Origin of the sequence: Paracoccus alkenifer (assembly GCF_900108405.1) — a bacterium.
Taxonomy (GTDB): Bacteria; Pseudomonadota; Alphaproteobacteria; order Rhodobacterales; family Rhodobacteraceae; genus Paracoccus; species Paracoccus alkenifer.
Window position 1 is genome coordinate 280,189 of sequence record NZ_FNXG01000001.1, and the last position, 15,334, is coordinate 295,522.

The 15,334-nt window shown below is 64.9% G+C and carries 14 protein-coding genes and 1 tRNA gene; 4 read left to right on the top strand and 11 right to left on the bottom strand.

All coding sequences use genetic code 11. The annotated features are described in order from the left end of the window. The first annotated feature begins 26 nt into the window (after positions 1-26). Positions 27-1,235 carry an NnrS family protein gene (locus BLW83_RS01395; protein WP_090844845.1) on the top strand — a complete coding sequence of 403 codons (1,209 nt, stop codon included), beginning with the start codon at positions 27-29 and terminating at the stop codon, positions 1,233-1,235. Here BLW83_RS01395 and pqqE read toward each other — a convergent pair. The 7 genes from pqqE to rpsB all read right to left on the bottom strand — a co-directional run bounded on the left by pqqE (position 1,232) and on the right by rpsB (position 6,442). Further along, positions 1,232-2,371: a pyrroloquinoline quinone biosynthesis protein PqqE gene (gene pqqE, locus BLW83_RS01400; protein WP_090844847.1), complete on the bottom strand. Its 1,140-nt coding sequence runs from the start codon at positions 2,369-2,371 to the stop codon at positions 1,232-1,234. The two genes, BLW83_RS01395 and pqqE, sit on opposite strands and share 4 nt — an antisense overlap. Then, the gene (pqqD, locus tag BLW83_RS01405; protein ID WP_090844849.1) at positions 2,368-2,652 is read right to left on the bottom strand and encodes a pyrroloquinoline quinone biosynthesis peptide chaperone PqqD; all 285 of its coding nucleotides are present in this window, start codon (positions 2,650-2,652) and stop codon (positions 2,368-2,370) included. Before pqqD ends, pqqE begins: the two co-directional genes overlap by 4 nt. Continuing rightward, a complete protein-coding gene (pqqC, locus tag BLW83_RS01410; RefSeq protein WP_245728567.1) occupies positions 2,649-3,395 on the bottom strand; it encodes a pyrroloquinoline-quinone synthase PqqC in 747 nt (248 codons plus the stop codon). Before pqqC ends, pqqD begins: the two co-directional genes overlap by 4 nt. Further along, entirely contained in the window at positions 3,392-4,270 is an 879-nt protein-coding gene (gene pqqB / locus BLW83_RS01415; protein ID WP_090844850.1) for a pyrroloquinoline quinone biosynthesis protein PqqB, read from the bottom strand. The genes pqqC and pqqB overlap by 4 nt, the downstream gene beginning before the upstream one ends. A 9-nt stretch (positions 4,271-4,279) precedes the next feature. Further along, complete coding sequence (gene pqqA / locus BLW83_RS01420; RefSeq protein WP_073066373.1) at positions 4,280-4,381, bottom strand: pyrroloquinoline quinone precursor peptide PqqA; 102 nt, start codon at positions 4,379-4,381, stop codon at positions 4,280-4,282. 285 nt (positions 4,382-4,666) lie between these two features. Further along, positions 4,667-5,554, bottom strand: a complete 888-nt coding sequence (gene tsf / locus BLW83_RS01425) for a translation elongation factor Ts (RefSeq protein ID WP_090845829.1) — start codon at positions 5,552-5,554, stop codon at positions 4,667-4,669. A 78-nt stretch (positions 5,555-5,632) separates the two neighbouring features. Then, positions 5,633-6,442 (bottom strand): 30S ribosomal protein S2, encoded by an 810-nt coding sequence (rpsB, locus tag BLW83_RS01430; protein WP_177172454.1) that lies wholly within the window; start codon positions 6,440-6,442, stop codon positions 5,633-5,635. 235 nt (positions 6,443-6,677) lie between these two features. Here rpsB and BLW83_RS01435 point away from each other — a divergent pair. Next, a tRNA-Arg gene (locus tag BLW83_RS01435) sits at positions 6,678-6,754 on the top strand. A 58-nt stretch (positions 6,755-6,812) separates the two neighbouring features. Here BLW83_RS01435 and BLW83_RS01440 read toward each other — a convergent pair. Continuing rightward, entirely contained in the window at positions 6,813-8,249 is a 1,437-nt protein-coding gene (locus BLW83_RS01440) for a helix-turn-helix domain-containing protein (RefSeq protein ID WP_090844854.1), read from the bottom strand. A gap of 131 nt (positions 8,250-8,380) precedes the next feature. Here BLW83_RS01440 and aceB point away from each other — a divergent pair, with 131 nt between their 5' ends. Together aceB and BLW83_RS01450 are read left to right on the top strand one after the other, a co-directional pair. Beyond that, complete coding sequence (gene aceB, locus BLW83_RS01445; RefSeq protein ID WP_090844856.1) at positions 8,381-10,003, top strand: malate synthase A; 1,623 nt, start codon at positions 8,381-8,383, stop codon at positions 10,001-10,003. Positions 10,004-10,119: 116 nt separating this feature from the next. Next, complete coding sequence (locus BLW83_RS01450; protein ID WP_090845833.1) at positions 10,120-11,727, top strand: isocitrate lyase; 1,608 nt, start codon at positions 10,120-10,122, stop codon at positions 11,725-11,727. Positions 11,728-11,819: 92 nt separating this feature from the next. On the opposite strand, the gene nrdF is transcribed toward BLW83_RS01450, so the two are convergent. From nrdF to nrdI, 3 genes are read right to left on the bottom strand one after another with little or no spacing between them, the layout of a single operon-like run. Then, on the bottom strand, positions 11,820-12,791 hold the full coding sequence (nrdF, locus tag BLW83_RS01455; protein ID WP_090844858.1) for a class 1b ribonucleoside-diphosphate reductase subunit beta: 972 nt from the start codon (positions 12,789-12,791) through the stop codon (positions 11,820-11,822). A gap of 9 nt (positions 12,792-12,800) precedes the next feature. Continuing rightward, positions 12,801-14,936, bottom strand: a complete 2,136-nt coding sequence (gene nrdE / locus BLW83_RS01460) for a class 1b ribonucleoside-diphosphate reductase subunit alpha (RefSeq protein ID WP_090844860.1) — start codon at positions 14,934-14,936, stop codon at positions 12,801-12,803. After that, positions 14,918-15,334 (bottom strand): class Ib ribonucleoside-diphosphate reductase assembly flavoprotein NrdI, encoded by a 417-nt coding sequence (gene nrdI / locus BLW83_RS01465; RefSeq protein WP_090844863.1) that lies wholly within the window; start codon positions 15,332-15,334, stop codon positions 14,918-14,920. Before nrdI ends, nrdE begins: the two co-directional genes overlap by 19 nt.

Sequence of the window (15,334 nt, forward strand, 5' to 3'; positions counted from 1 at the left end):
CCCGCCGCACCCCCTATCCTGCGCCCATGGCAAAGCCCCCTCCGCGCCGCGCCGGCGGCATTCCCCGCGGGCTGGACCACGACGGCCCGGCGCTGTTTTCCTATGGATTCCGCCCGTTCTTTCTGGGCGGAGCGGTGTGGGCGGTGCTGTCCATGGCGCTGTGGGTCGCGGCGCTGTCGGGACTGGGTGCGCCGGGGGGCGCTTACGGTGCCGCCCATTGGCACATGCACGAGATGCTGTTCGGCTTTGCCCCGGCGGTGCTGTGCGGTTTCCTGATGACGGCGGTTCCGAACTGGACCGGGCGGATGCCGGTGTCGGGGCGGCCACTGATGGCGCTGGCGGCGCTGTGGCTGGCGGGGCGGCTGATCCTGACCTTTCCGCCGCCGACCGCTGCGCTATGGCCGGCGGTCCTGCTGGAATCGCTGTTCCTGCCGCTGATGGCTGCGCTGTTTCTGCGCGAGATCGCGGCGGGACGGAAATGGCGCGACCTCAAGCTGGTCGGGCTGGTGGCGTTGATCGCGGCGGCGAATCTGTGGTTTCACGCGGCCGTATTGACGGGGGCCGACCCGCGCCCGGCCGCGCGGGCGGCGGTGGCGGGATATGTGGTGCTGATCCTGATCATGGGCGGGCGGCTGGTGCCGAGTTTCACCCGCAACTGGCTGGCCCGAAACCGCCCCGGCCCGGTGCCGGCGCCGCTGGACGGGTTCGACCGCGCATCCGTCGCGCTGTCGGTGGCAGCGCTGGCGCTGTGGGTGGCGTGGCCGGAAACCCGCGCCACCGCCGGGGCCTGCACCCTTGCCGCCGCGGTGAACCTGCTGCGGCTTTCGCGCTGGCGCGGCTGGCGGGCGTGGGCTGAGCCGATGGTCTGGGGGCTGCATCTGGGCTGGCTGATGGTGCCGCTGGGCTTTGCCGCGCTGGCGCTGGCCGCGCTTGGCGGGCTGACGCAGGCCGGCGCGCTGCATGTATTCGCCGCCGGCGCCATCGGGGGCGAGATGCTGGCGGTGATGACCCGCGCCACCCGCAGCCACACCGGCCGCGCGACCGAGGCGAGCCTGCCCACGACGCTGGCCTTCCTCGCCATCGCGGCCTCGGCGCTGCTGCGGGTCGGGGCTGAATTTGTCGCCTGGAACACCCTGATCGCCGCCGCCGGCACCGCCTGGATCGCCGGGTTCACGCTTTACATCGCCGAACATGCGCGGATGCTGCTGGCCGCCCGCAAGCCGCGCGGGCGCTAGGCCCGCCCCATCCGCCGATAGACGAAATCGGGCGGCGGGGCCGAAGATTCCGCCGCGATGATCGCGTCAAGCCGCGCGCGGTGGGGCGAATGGCGGCAGACCGGGTCGGTTGCCCGCGCGTCGCCCGCGATCGCCATCGCCTGGCAGCGGCAGCCGCCATAGTCGATGTCGCGGCGCTCGCAGCTTTGGCACGGCTCGGGCAGCCAGTCGGTGCCGCGAAAGGCGTTGAAGGCCGCGCTTTCGTTCCAGATCTGCGCCAGCGGGGTCGTGCGCACATTGTCAAAGCTGAGCCCCGGGATCGTCGCCGCCGCATGACAGGGCAGCACCGTGCCGTCGGGGGTGACATTCAGCCCGGTCGAGCCCCAGCCGTTCATGCAGGCCTTTGGAAAATCGGCGAAATAATCGGGGGGAACAAAGTCGATGGCCAGTTTCCCCGCATAGTCGCGCCGCGCCTGCGCAACCACGCGCTTGGCCTGATCCACCTGTTCGCGGGTCGGTTGCAGCGCGGCGCGGTTCTTCAGCGCCCAGCCCTGAAACTGCACGCAGGCGATCTCGATCCGCCGCGCGCCCAGGCGGTGGGCCAGCGCGATGGTCTGCGCCAGATCGCCCAGATTATGCCGGTGCATCACCGCGTTGAGGGTCAACGGAAACCCGATGCGGGCGATCTCGGCCGCGACCTGCATCTTGCGGTCGAACCCGCCGCGATAGCCGCCGACGAAATCCGCGATCCCGGCGGTGATGCCCTGCACCGACAGCTGCACATGATCCAGCCCGGCCGCGTCCAACTCATCCAGCCGCGCACCCGTCAGCCCGATCCCCGAGGTGATCAGGTTGGTATAAAGCCCCGCATCCCGCGCCGCCGCGACGATGGCCACCAGATCGGACCGCGAGGCGGGTTCGCCCCCCGAAATATGCAGCTGCAACACCCCCAGCGCCACGGCCTGGCGGAACACCTCGGCCCATTCGGCGGTGGTCAGCTCGCTGTCGCGGGCGGAAAGCTCCAGCGGGTTCGAGCAATAGGGGCAGGCGAGCGGGCAGCGGTGGGTCAGTTCGGCCAGCATCGCGAGCGGTGGCACCGGGGTCGGGCGCACGGGCGCCGCGTCGGTTGAAAGTGCGGGTTGCGGAACTGCGGTCATGCGACCTCCACCAGCCGCTGCGCGGCCATGTTGCCCAGAAATTCGATCACGTCGGCCTGGATCACCTCGACCGGGGCGGCGTAGCGGTCGGCGAGCGCCGCGCTGATGCTGGCGATGTCGCGGGTGCCGTCCACCTCGGCCAGAACCGCGTGGCCGACCGGGTCCAGCATCAGCGCGGTTTCGGGGCCGAGCAGCACCTCGACGCCCCGCACCCGGTCGTGGTGCAACCGCACCCCGCGCGGCAGGAACGGCCGGTCAAGGGGGGTCAGCGCGCCGGTCATCCCAGCAGCCCTTCGCCGGACCGCCAGCCGCCGGGGGGGATGCAGCCGGGGGCGACATAGGCCGAATAAAGCGCGTCAAGCTGCGCCCACAGCACATCGGTCTTGAACACCAGCGCGGCGGCGGCCATGTCCTGCTGCTCGGCGGTGCTTGCGTGATCCAGCACCCAGCCAAGGCCGAAGGCCACGTCCTTGGGCGCCTCGGTCAGGCGGTGCTGGAAATAGCTGATCGTCTGCGGATTGGCGAAGTCGTAATGCGCCAGCAGCCCGGCGATGCGCTGTTCGTGGATCGCGGGCGCGAAAAGTTCCGTCAGCGACGAGGCCACGGCCGCCAGCAGCGGCTGGTCGCGGACATAGCGCACATAGGCATCGACCGCGAAGCGCGTGGCCGGCAGCACGCCCCGGGTCGAGGCGACATAATCGGGGTCGAGCCCCACGCCTTCGGCCAGCCGCAGCCAGCGCCAGATGCCGCCGGGGTGATCCTCGGTGCCGTCGTGATCCTCGATGCGCGAACGCCACGCTCGGCGCAGCGCCGGGTCGTCCACCCGCGACATGAAGGCCGCGTCCTTCATCGGGATGCGCGACTGGTAGTAATAGCGGTTGATCACCCACGCCCGCACCTGGTCGATATTGCAGCCGCCCGAGTGCAGCAGCGTGTGGAACGGGTGCTTGTCGTGATAGCGTTCGGCGCCGATGCGGCGCAGCCGGGATTCAAGGGCGGCACGGTTCGGGATGTGGTCGTTCACGGGTCGATCTCCATTCCGTCATGGGCCAGTTCCCAGCCGGCGGCAGTCAGCCGGGCGCGTTCGGGCGAGCCGGGTTGCAGCACCGGGTTGGTGTTGTTGATATGGGTAAAGACGCGGCGCGCCCGCAGCCCGGCCAGCCGGGCGATGCTGCCTTGCGCGCCGTCCATCGCCAGATGCCCCATGCGGGCGCCGGTCTTGGCGCCGGTGCCGCTGCGTTCCATGTCGTCGTCGGCCCAGACGGTGCCGTCGAACAGCAGCAGGTCGGCGTCGGTCAGCCGGTCCAGCAGCGCGTCGGTGATCGCCGCGCAGCCGGGGATGTAAAAGGCGCAGCGGCCCGCGTGATCAAGCCGCAGCCCCACGGTCTGTTCGCCCATCAGCGCGGTGTCGGGTTCGCCATCTTCCTGCCACAGCGCCACCTTGCCGGGGACGGCAAAGGCGGTGACGGTCAGGCCCGGCAGCGGCTGGAAGGGCTGGTCCAACCGGATCGGCGCGCTTGTGACGTGATCTGGGTTCAGCACCCGAAAGATCGGCTGGTCGAGGATCGCCAGCGTGGACGGGGTGGCGTAAATCGTAAACGGGCTGTTTTCGCGCAAGCTGAGCAGCCCCGCGATATGATCCACGTCGCCATTGGTCAGCACCACCGCCCGCAGCGGGCTGCCGCGCAGCCCCTGCGGCACCAGCCCGCAGGCGGGCAGTTGCGCGCTTATGTCGGGTGATGCGTTCAGCACCACGGTTTCGCCCCCCACCGTCACCGCGACCGAGGATTGTGTCATCGGCGCAATCCGCCCCATGCGCGCGTCACGGCAATTCGGGCAGCCGCAATTCCATTGGGGCAGCCCCCCTCCGGCGGCCGCCCCAAGAATCTTCAGTTTCACTGTGGACGGTCAGAGAACGTCGCGGGCGTCGCGATCATCCTCGGCCGGACCATACATGTTAATTTCCATCCCGCATCTGACTTCGCGGGCGATCGGTTTCGACCAAGCCATGCGTCACCTCCTCCGTTGTCGCATCCGGGATGAAGATTGGAGGCGAGGGCGGGCAAGTCAACGCTGCGGGGCGGGGTGTCCGCCTTTGGTCGCAAGAGGCGGCGTGGGTGCGGGGGGCGCGGCCGGAGCCTCCGGCGGGGATATTTGGGGACAGAAGATGGCACAGGCGCAACCGGAGAGGGCGGCGGGCGATGCAGGGGCGGCAGTCAGCCGCGCGACCAATGCCGGGCACGAAAACGGCCGGCCCCGCAAGGGACCGGCCGGATGTCATGGCAGAGGGTTTGTTCAGGCGCCTTGCAGGGTCTTGGCGACCTCGGCGGCGAAGTCTTCCTCTTTCTTTTCGATGCCTTCGCCGACGGCGACGCGGGCGTAGCCCGTCACCTCAAGCCCCGCGTCGGCCGCGGCCTGCGCCACGGTGACGTCCGGGTTGATGACGAATTTCTGGCCCAGCAGCGTGACTTCCTCGAAGAACTTCGACATGCGGCCGACGATCATCTTTTCGATCACCGCATCGGGCTTGCCGGATTCGCGGGCCTGCTCGGTCAGAACGGATTTTTCACGCTCGACCAGCGCCGGGTCCAGATCGGCCTCGGACAGCGACGCGGGCGAGGTCGCCGCGATATGCATCGCGATCTGCTTGCCCAGTTCCTGCGCCTTGTCCACATCGCCCTTGAGCGCGACCAGCACGCCGATCTTGCCCATGCCGGGGGCGGCGGCGTTATGGACGTAGGACACGACGTGATCGCCCTGCACCGCAACCATCCGGCGCAGCGTCATGTTTTCGCCGATGCGGGCGATGGCGTCGGTCAGCACTTCGCTGACCGGCTTGCCGTTCAGGGGCGCGGCGGCCAGTGCCTCGGTCGAATCGACCGACAGCGCGGTCTGGGCGATGTCGCCGACCATCGTCTGGAATTCGGCGTTCTTGCCGACAAAGTCGGTTTCCGAGTTCACCTCGACGGCGACGCCCTTGCCACCCTCGACGGCGACGGCGACCAGACCTTCGGCGGCGATACGACCGGATTTCTTGGCGGCTTTCGCCAGGCCCTTGGTGCGCAGCCAGTCGACCGCAGCTTCCATGTTGCCCGAGGTTTCCTGAAGCGCCTTCTTGGCGTCCATCATGCCGGCGCCGGTCGCTTCGCGCAGCTCTTTCACCATCGCAGCCGTGATAGCCATGGTCATCTCCTTGCTTGAACGGGTCAGGCGGGGAATGCCCCCGCCTGCGTGTAATTGGTGCCTGCGGCCGGGTGGGGCTCAGGCGTCGACGGCGCTGGCCTGTTCCTCGGCGGCGGCGGCGGCCTCGTCTCCGGACAGATCGTCCAGCTCCTCGACCGGCAGCTCGGCCAGCGCGCCCAGATCGACGCCGGCGGCGCCCATCTGCGCGGTCATGCCGTCCAGCGCGGCACGGGCCACCAGGTCGCAATACAGCGCAATCGCACGGGCCGCGTCGTCGTTGCCCGGGATCACATGCGCGATGCCCTTGGGCGAGCAGTTGGTATCCACGATCGCCACGACCGGGATGCCCAGCTTGTTGGCTTCCTGAACCGCGAGGTCTTCCTTGTTCACGTCGATCACGAACAGCAGGTCCGGCAGGCCGCCCATGTCGCGGATGCCGCCCAGGCTGGCCTGCAGCTTGGCCTGCTCGCGCTCCATCCCCAGGCGTTCCTTCTTGGTCAGCCCTTCGGCGCCGCCGGCCATCTGCTCGTCGATCTGCTTGAGCCGCTGGATCGACTGCGAAACAGTTTTCCAGTTGGTCAGCGTGCCGCCAAGCCAGCGGTGGTTCATGTAGAACTGCGCGGATTGTTCCGCGGCATCGGCCACGGCGCGCTGCGCCTGGCGCTTGGTGCCGACGAACAGCACCCGCCCGCCCCTGGCGACGGTATCGCGGATCACCTGCAGCGCCTGGTCCAGCAGCGGGACGGTCTGGGTCAGGTCGATGATATGGATGCCGTTGCGGTCGCCATAGATGTATTCAGCCATGCGCGGGTTCCAGCGCTGGGTCTGGTGGCCGTAGTGAACGCCAGCTTCAAGCAGCTGACGCATGGAGTATTCGGGAAGCGCCATGTCCATGTCCTTTCCGGTTTGCGCCTTGGGCAAGGGATCAGGGGTGGCCCCCAACCGGTGGACCTGAACGGATGTCTCCCGTCCAAGGCCCGCCCTTGCCTGTGAAGTGCGCGCGATATAGGCGCAATCGCCGCCGCTTGCAAGTCCGGGCCTGCGCGCCCCCTGCCCCCCTGCCCTCTGTCCTGCGAGAATACGGCTTGCGGGCGGCGGGCGCTTGCCCTAAACGACCCGGACGGCACCCGTAGCTCAGCTGGATAGAGTGCTGCCCTCCGAAGGCAGAGGTCACAGGTTCGAATCCTGTCGGGTGCGCCATTTCCCTTGCAGATCAGTCGATTGCGGCCGGGAGCTCGCTGCCCGGGGGGTGCGATGATCAGTCCTGTTCGAACTGGAAGATGGCGAGGCTTCTTTCGCGCTCATTCACCCGCAGGCGGCGATTGATGGGGGCGTGTGCGCGCGCGGCGCAGTCGTTGCGTTCGCAAAGATAGCAGTTCAGGCCGATGTCCACCGGCCGCAGCCGCCCCGGATCCATGCCGTCGGCATAGACAAGCCGCGGCGCATAGGACACGTCGCAGCCCAGCCCGATCGCCAGTCTTTGCGCGGGCCGGCCATGGGTGCCGCCCGCCCGCGTCACCGTGCGCGCGATCGAGAAATAGCTGGCGCCCTCGGGCATGCGGATGATCTGGGTCTGGACCTGATCGGGCGTCTCGAAAGCGGCGTGGATGTTCCACAGCGGACAGGTGCCGCCAAAGCGCGAAAACGGGAAGCGACCCGCGCTGAACCGCTTGGTCATGTTGCCCGCCCGATCCACCCGGACGAAAAAGAACGGGATGCCGCGTGCGCCCTGGCGTTGCAGGGTGGACATGCGATGCGCGACCTGTTCGAAGCTGGAGCCGAAGCGGTGGGACAAAAGTTCGATGTCGTAGCGGGTGGATTCGCAGGCGGCCAGAAACCGGCCATAGGGCATCAGCAGCGCGGCGGCAAAGTAGTTGGCAAGGCTGACCCGCATCAGCGAAACGGCCGCAGGATCGCTCAGCCGCGCCTCATCCACCAGCCGGGCCATCGCGCGTTCCTGTTCCAGCCGGGCCAGCAGCACGCCGATCTGAAAGCGCCGGCTGGACTGGCCCAGCAGCTCTGACAGCAGCAATTCCTTGCGATGCAGGTCGAAACGACGCAGCTGCTCGCCCATGACCTCGGCAGGCAGGATGCGCACGCGGATGCCATGCGCGGCCAGCCGCGCGGTCAGCGCCACATGCGGCTCGTTGCGGTGCAGACCCAGCTCGTCGGCCAGCGCCTCGGCCGCGCGGTCCAGCGCGTCGATATGGTTGCGCCGGTCGTAGAACCAGCCGCGCACCGCCTCGACCGGGCGCGAGGTTTCGGCCAGAACCTCGACCTTGTCGCGGTCGGTCATCGGGTTGTCGTCGGCCTGCGGGCGCAGCAGCATCTCGCGGTAGCGGTCGTGCAGGCGGACGACCGCGGCGGCCAGCCGGGGCGAGGCTTGCAGCACGGCCTCGACCTCGGCCCGCGGCAAGCCGGCCAGATCAAAGGCCGGATCCTTCAGCGCCGCCCCGAACCCGGCGGCCAGCTGGGCATCGGTCGTGGGCGCCAGTTCCGAGATGTTCAGGTCGTAAACCTCGGCCAGCTTCATCAAGAGCCGCGCCGAGGCCGGGCGCTGGTCGGATTCGATCAGCGTGATGTAGCTGGCCGACACCCCGAGTTCCGCCGCCATCTGCGCCTGGGTCAGGCCAAGCGAGGCGCGCAGCACGCGCAGCCGCTGACCGATGACAAGCTTTTCGACGCGCGGAGCCATGTGACAAAACCTTACAAAATGACAGGCGAAATCCGACAGGACTTACAGACACACCCTTTGCTGCAAGGATCATACTGCACATGCAGCATGACATTACTAGTGTGACATAAACCGAATCCCCGGAGGATGACATGCCGCTAGACCGCCCGTCCAACAGCCTGCCCCCGATCGTGCTGCAAAGCCCCCCCGACGCCGAGCGTGTCCTGACCGCCGAGGCGCTGGCTTTCCTTGCCGAGCTTCAGGCGCGGTTCGCGCAACGGCTCAACGCGCTGATGGTGGCCCGCCAGCGCCGGCAGGAACGCATCGACCGCGGCGAATTGCCCGATTACCTGCCCGAGACCAGAAATATCCGCCAGGGCACATGGGAGGCCGCGCCCCTGCCCCCGGTCCTGCGCGACCGCCGGGTCGAGATTACCGGCCCGGTCGATCGCAAGATGATGATCAACGCGCTGAATTCGGGCGCCCGGGTCTTCATGGCGGATTTCGAGGATGCGACCGCGCCCAGTTTTGGCAACATCATCGCCGGCCACGTCAACATGCTGGACTATCGCGACGGCGTGCTGGAATTCGATGATGCGAAAACCGGCAAATCCTATCGCGTCGGCCCCGACCCGGCGCTGCTGATCATCCGCCCCCGCGGCCTGCACCTGCCCGAGGCGAATGTGCTGATCGGCGGCCAGCCGGTGTCGGCGGCGCTGTTCGACTTTGGCCTGACCATCTTTCATTGCGGCCGGGCGCTGGCGGCGACGGAACGCGGACCGTTCTATTACCTGCCCAAGCTGGAAAGCCATGACGAGGCGCGGCTGTGGAACGACATCTTCCTGTTCGCGCAGGAAAGCGTCGGGCTGGCGGCGGGCACGATCAAGGCCACCGTCCTGATCGAGACCCTGCCCGCCGCCTTTGAGATGGACGAGATCGTCTGGCAGCTGCGCGACCATATCGCCGGGCTGAACTGCGGTCGCTGGGATTACATATTCAGCTATATCAAGACGTTGCGCAACCATGGCGCCTATATCCTGCCCGACCGGGCCGAGGTGACGATGGACCGCGCCTTTCTGGCCGCCTATGCGGCGCGGCTGGTCAAGGTCTGCCACCGCCGCGGCATCCACGCCATGGGCGGGATGGCCGCACAGATCCCGGTCAAGGGCGACGCCGCCGCAAACGAGGCCGCCTTTGCCCGCGTCCGCGCCGACAAGCTGCGCGAGGTGCAGCTGGGCCACGACGGCGCCTGGGTCGCGCATCCCGATCTGGTGCCGGTGGCGCGCGAGGTCTTTGACGCCGAGATGCCGGGCCTGAACCAGATCCGCAAGCCGCGGCAGGAATGGCGGGTCGAGCCGGCGATGCTGCTGAAACCGCACGAAGGCCGGATCACCGAGTCGGGCGTCAGGACCAATATCTCGGTCGCTATCGCGTATCTGGCCCAGTGGCTTTCGGGGCGCGGGGCGGTGCCGCTGGGCAACCTGATGGAGGATGCCGCGACCGCCGAAATCAGCCGCGCGCAATTGTGGCAATGGCGGCGCCACGGCGCTGCGGTGGAACTGGACGGCGGCGGCGAGCGGCGGCTGACGGCCGAATGGCTGGGCGAGCTGGTGCAGGCCGAAATCGCGGCGATCCTGGAACGCCTTGGTCCGGGCGGCTTTCACCGCGGCCATTACGCCAGCGCCGCCCGCATCGTTCAAGAGGCGGTGATGGCCGAGGTGCTGCCCGATTTCATCACCGTGCCGGCCTATGACGTGCTGAACGCGCTCGACTGATGGACCCGATCCGCACGCTTTCTCCCTTTGGCGGGCCGCTGCCGGCCGAAAGCTTTCCCTCTGCCGCGCCCGCGAGCGGCGCGGCGCTCAACCCCGATCCCCGGAAAGGACGATCCATGACCCGCAAGACCTATGCAGAACTGCGCGCCGAGCTGTCCGCGCGCTACCCCTCTGGCCAGACGGCCGGCGGAGTCTCGGTCGACGACATCGTGCAGCTCAAGCTGCAAAACAGCTATGACACCCATCTGGACATCGCCCGCGACATGGCCGGCGTCATGCGCGCCGACATGGCGGCCTATGATGCGGATACGTCGAAATTCACGCAAAGTCTGGGCTGCTGGTCGGGCTTTCACGCCCAGCAGATGATCAAGGCGGTCAAGCGGCTGCGCGGCACGACCAAGGGCACCTATGTCTATCTGTCGGGCTGGATGGTCGCCGGGCTGCGCAACCGCTGGGGCCACCTGCCCGACCAGTCAATGCACGAAAAGACCGCGGTCGCCGACCTGATCGCGGAAATCTACACCTCGCTGCGGCAGGCCGACGAGGTGGCAATCAACGACCTGTTCAAGGCGTTGAAATCGGCCACGACCGAGGACGAACGGGCGCAGGTGATCGCCGCGATCGACGGTTTTGAATCCCATGTCGTACCGATCATCGCCGACATCGACGCGGGTTTCGGCAACGAACATGCGACCTATCTGCTGGCCAAGGAACTGATCAAGGCCGGGGCCTGCTGCCTGCAAATCGAAAATCAGGTCTCGGACGCCAAGCAATGCGGCCACCAGGACGGCAAGGTCACCGTCCCGCGCGAGGATTTCATCGAAAAGCTGCGCGCCTGCCGGCTGGCGTTCGAGGAACTGGGCGTGGACGATGGGGTGATCGTCGCGCGCACCGATTCACTGGGCGCCGGACTGACCCAGAAGATTCCGGTTTCGCAGGCCCCGGGCGATCTGGCGGCGGAATACATCAAATGGCTCAGGACCGAGCCGATCTCGGACGCCAACCCGATGGCCGAGGGCGAGTTGGCGATCTTCCAGAACGGCCAGTTCGCCAAGCCCGTCCGCCTGGCCAACGGGTTGTTCCCGTTCAAGGAAAACACCGGCCGCGCGCGGGTGATCGAGGATTGCATCGCCAGCCTGAAACATGGCGGCGCCGATCTGCTGTGGATCGAGACCGACACGCCGAATGTCGATGAAATCGCCGGCATGGTCGCGGAAATCCGCAAGGAAGTGCCGGATGCCAAGCTGACCTATAACAACTCGCCCAGCTTCAACTGGACGCTGAACCTGCGAAATCAGGTGCGCGCACAATGGCTGGCCGAGGGGCGGATCGCGGCGGCGGACTATCCCGAGGGCGTGGATCTGATGAAGGCTGATTACGACGCGACCGAATTGGGCCTTGAGGCCGATGCCCGACTGCAACGGTTCCAGACCGATATCTCGGCCCGCGCCGGCGTGTTCCACAACCTGATCACGCTGCCGACATTCCATCTGACTGCCAAATCGGTGGATGAATTGTCGCGCGGCTATTTCGGCGACGAAAAAATGCTGGCCTATGTCAAGACGGTCCAGCGCGAGGAAATCCGCCGCGGTATTTCGGCGGTCAAGCACCAGCACGAAGTCGGCTCGGATCTGGGCGACACGTTCAAGGAAATGGTTTCGGGCGAACGCGCGCTGAAAGCGGGTGGCACGGCCAATACAATGAACCAGTTCGCCGCCGAGTAACCCCGATCTGCCGGCCACGCCCGCTTTGGGTGGATTCGGTCTGATAGGCCGGCAGTGCCGCCCCTTTCCACTCGAAAGGGGCGGCGTCTTTTTCAGAAATCCCAATCGTCATCCTCGGTCGCGACGGCCTTGCCGATCACGTAGCTTGAGCCTGAGCCGCTGAAGAAATCGTGGTTCTCGCTGTCAGGCGACAGGGCGGCGAGGATCGCGGGGTTCACTTCGGAGACCTGGGGCGGGAACAGCGCCTCGTAACCCAGATTCATCAGCGCCTTGTTGGCGTTGTAATGCAGGAAACGCTTGACGTCCTCGGTCTGGCCGATGCCGTCGTAAAGTTCCTCGGTGTATTTGGATTCGATGTCGTAAAGATCCAGCAGCATCGCAAAGGCGAAATCCTTCAACTCGGCGCGCTCGGACTCGGGCAGTTTTTCGGTGGCCCGTTGGTATTTATAGCCGATGTAATAACCATGCACGGCCTCGTCCCGGATGATCAGGCGGATCAGGTCGGCGGTATTGGTCAGTTTCGCACGGCTGGACCAATACATCGGCAGATAGAACCCCGAATAGAACAGAAAGCTTTCCAGAAACACCGACGCGATCTTGCGTTTATTCGGCGTCTCATGGGCCTTGTATTCATCGACGATCATCCGCGCCTTGGCTTGCAGATGGGGATTTTCCTCGGACCAGCGAAAGGCCGCATCCACCTCGGGGGTGGAACACAGCGTCGAAAAGATCGAGGAATAGGACCGCGCATGCACCGCCTCCATAAAGGCGATATTGGACAGAACCGCTTCCTCATGCGGGGTCTGCGCATCGGGCATCAGCGAGGGCGCGCCCACAGTGTTCTGGATGGTATCGAGCAGCGTTAATCCGGTAAAGACGCGGATGGTCAATTCGCGTTCGGCCGGGGTCAGCGTGGCCCAGCTAGGCACGTCATTCGACAGCGGGACTTTTTCCGGCAGCCAGAAATTGACGGTCAGGCGGTTCCAGACCTCAAGATCTTTTTCATCCTGAACCCGGTTCCAGTTAATCGCCTTGAGAACGGTTTTCGGGGGCATGTCTTTCATCTTCATTCCTCAAAGCGAACAGGAAACGCAGCCTTCGACCTCGGTCCCCTCAAGGGCCATCTGGCGCAGGCGGATATAATAGATCGTCTTGATTCCCTTGCGCCAGGCGTGGATCTGGGCGCGGTTGATGTCGCGGGTGGTGGCCTCGGCAGGAAAGAACAAAGTCAGCGACAATCCCTGATCGACATGTTCGGTCGCGGCGGCATAGGTGTCGATGATCGCCTCTGGTCCGATCTCATAAGCGTCCCGATAATATTCCAGATTGTCGTTGGTCATGAAGGCAGCGGGGTAATAGACCCGGCCGATCTTGCCCTCTTTGCGGATTTCAACCTTGGAAACAATCGGATGGATCGAGGATGTCGAGTTGTTGATATAGCTGATCGAGCCAGTCGGCGGCACCGCTTGCAGATTGCGGTTATAAAGCCCGTGGGCCATCACCAGATCACGCAGCTTTGCCCAATCCTCGCGTGTAGGCAGGGCAAAATCCTGGAACACGGCCTTGACCACATCCGATTCCGGCAGCCAGTCGCGGGTGATGTATTTGTCAAAGAACGAGCCGTCGGCATATTTTGATTCCTCGAACCCCTTGAAGCTGCCACCGCGTTCCTGCGCAATCAGGTTCGAGGCCCGGATTGCGTGATAGGCAATGGCTGCAAAATAGATCGAGGTAAATTCGATTCCTTCGGCACTGCCGTAATGGATCCGCTCGCGTGCCAGAAACCCGTGCAGGTTCATCTGGCCCAGTCCGATCGCGTGACTTTCGTCATTTCCCCGACGGATCGAAGGCACGGAATCGATCGCGGACATATCCGAAACCGCCGTCAAGGCACGCACGGCGATTTCCACCGTGCCGCCTAAATCCGGCCCATCCATCGCCGCCGCGATATTCAGTGAACCGAGGTTGCAGGAAATATCCGTGCCGAGATGATCATAGGACAGATCTTCGTGATAGGTGCTGGCCTCATTCACTTGCAGGATTTCCGAACACAGGTTCGACATGGTGATGCGACCCTTGATCGGATTGGCGCGGTTCACCGTATCCTCGAACATGATATAGGGATAGCCGGATTCAAACTGGATTTCCGCCAGCGTCTGGAAAAACGCGCGTGCGTTGATCTTGCGTTTCTTGATGCGCTTGTCATCGACCATCTCGTGATATTTCTCGGAAACCGAAATCTCCGAAAACGGCACCCCATAAACCTTTTGCACATCATGCGGGGAAAACAGATACATGTCCTTGTTTTCCTTGGCGAGATCAAAGGTGATGTCGGGCACCACCACGCCAAGCGACAGCGTCTTGATGCGGATCTTTTCATCGGCGTTTTCACGTTTCGTATCCAGGAAACGCAAGACATCCGGATGATGGGCATTCAGATAGACCGCGCCCGCCCCCTGCCGTGCGCCAAGCTGGTTGGCGTAGCTGAAAGAATCTTCAAGCAGCTTCATCACCGGAATGACGCCAGAGGACTGGTTTTCGATTCCCTTGATCGGCGCGCCGGCTTCGCGCAGGTTGGTCAGCATCAGGGCAACGCCACCGCCGCGTTTCGACAGCTGCAACGACGAATTGATGGCGCGGCCGATGGATTCCATGTTATCCTCGATCCGCAGCAGGAAACAGGAAATCAATTCGCCTCGCGATTTCTTGCCCGCATTCAGGAACGTCGGCGTCGCCGGCTGAAATCGGCCCGAGATGATTTCATCCATCAGCCGCAGGGCCAGATTCTCATCCCCTTGCGCCAGCGCCAGCGCGACCATGACCACGCGATCCTCATAGCGTTCCAGATAGCGCTGCCCATCACGGGTTTTCAACGTGTAGCTGGTGTAATACTTGAATGCGCCAAGAAAGGTCGGGAAACGGAACTTGCGCTTATAAGCCTCATCCCAGATCCTTCGCTGGAAGTTGCGGGAATACTGGTCGAGAACCTCGGATTCGTAATATCCCTCTTCCAGCAGATACCCCAGTTTTTCGTCGAGACTGTGAAAGAAAACCGTGTTCTGGTTGACATGTTGCAGAAAATACTGCCGCGCCGCTAGACGGTCGGCATCAAAGCGGATGCGCCCTTCGGAATCATAAAGATTCAGCATTGCATTCAGGGCGTGATAATCCAGCCCCTGCATGTCCTTGGCTATGCCGTCGTCAAGCATTCGGTCCCCCAGAATTCAGCAAGTCCCGCGCGCACGCGGTCAATATCGGTGTCGGTGCCGGCCAGTTCGAACTTGTAAAGAACCGGAACAGCGCATTTTTCGGAAATGATCCGGGCCGAAAGCCCATACATCCGGCCGAAATTACGATTGCCCGTGCCGATCACCCCCCGGATCCATTTGCGCCGCATCGGATCGTTCAGAAAACGGATCACGGATTTCGGCACTGCTCCGCGCCCCTCGCCATCGGCATAGGTGGGGCAGATCAGCACAAAGGGGCGCCGGGGCTGCGGCATCGGGCCGTCGCCCCGCATCGGCAGGCGCGCCGCCGGCAATCCCAGCCGCGCGACAAACCGTGCGGTATTGCCCGTCGCCGAAGAAAAATAGATGATCTCGGGCAT

What these genes read in the sequence shown, in the direction of transcription:
- pqqE (WP_090844847.1), bottom strand. Translation starts at nt 2,371, where the DNA reads ATGACCGCAGTTCCGCAACCCGCACTTTCAACCGACGCGGCGCCCGTG.
- tsf (WP_090845829.1), bottom strand. Translation starts at nt 5,554, where the DNA reads ATGGCTATCACGGCTGCGATGGTGAAAGAGCTGCGCGAAGCGACCGGC.
- aceB (WP_090844856.1), top strand. Translation starts at nt 8,381, where the DNA reads ATGCCGCTAGACCGCCCGTCCAACAGCCTGCCCCCGATCGTGCTGCAA.
- pqqD (WP_090844849.1), bottom strand. Translation starts at nt 2,652, where the DNA reads ATGACCGGCGCGCTGACCCCCCTTGACCGGCCGTTCCTGCCGCGCGGG.
- BLW83_RS01395 (WP_090844845.1), top strand. Translation starts at nt 27, where the DNA reads ATGGCAAAGCCCCCTCCGCGCCGCGCCGGCGGCATTCCCCGCGGGCTG.
- nrdE (WP_090844860.1), bottom strand. Translation starts at nt 14,936, where the DNA reads ATGCTTGACGACGGCATAGCCAAGGACATGCAGGGGCTGGATTATCAC.
- nrdI (WP_090844863.1), bottom strand. Translation starts at nt 15,334, where the DNA reads ATGCCCGAGATCATCTATTTTTCTTCGGCGACGGGCAATACCGCACGG.
- rpsB (WP_177172454.1), bottom strand. Translation starts at nt 6,442, where the DNA reads ATGGCGCTTCCCGAATACTCCATGCGTCAGCTGCTTGAAGCTGGCGTT.
- nrdF (WP_090844858.1), bottom strand. Translation starts at nt 12,791, where the DNA reads ATGAAAGACATGCCCCCGAAAACCGTTCTCAAGGCGATTAACTGGAAC.
- BLW83_RS01440 (WP_090844854.1), bottom strand. Translation starts at nt 8,249, where the DNA reads ATGGCTCCGCGCGTCGAAAAGCTTGTCATCGGTCAGCGGCTGCGCGTG.
- pqqA (WP_073066373.1), bottom strand. Translation starts at nt 4,381, where the DNA reads ATGGCTTGGTCGAAACCGATCGCCCGCGAAGTCAGATGCGGGATGGAA.
- BLW83_RS01450 (WP_090845833.1), top strand. Translation starts at nt 10,120, where the DNA reads ATGACCCGCAAGACCTATGCAGAACTGCGCGCCGAGCTGTCCGCGCGC.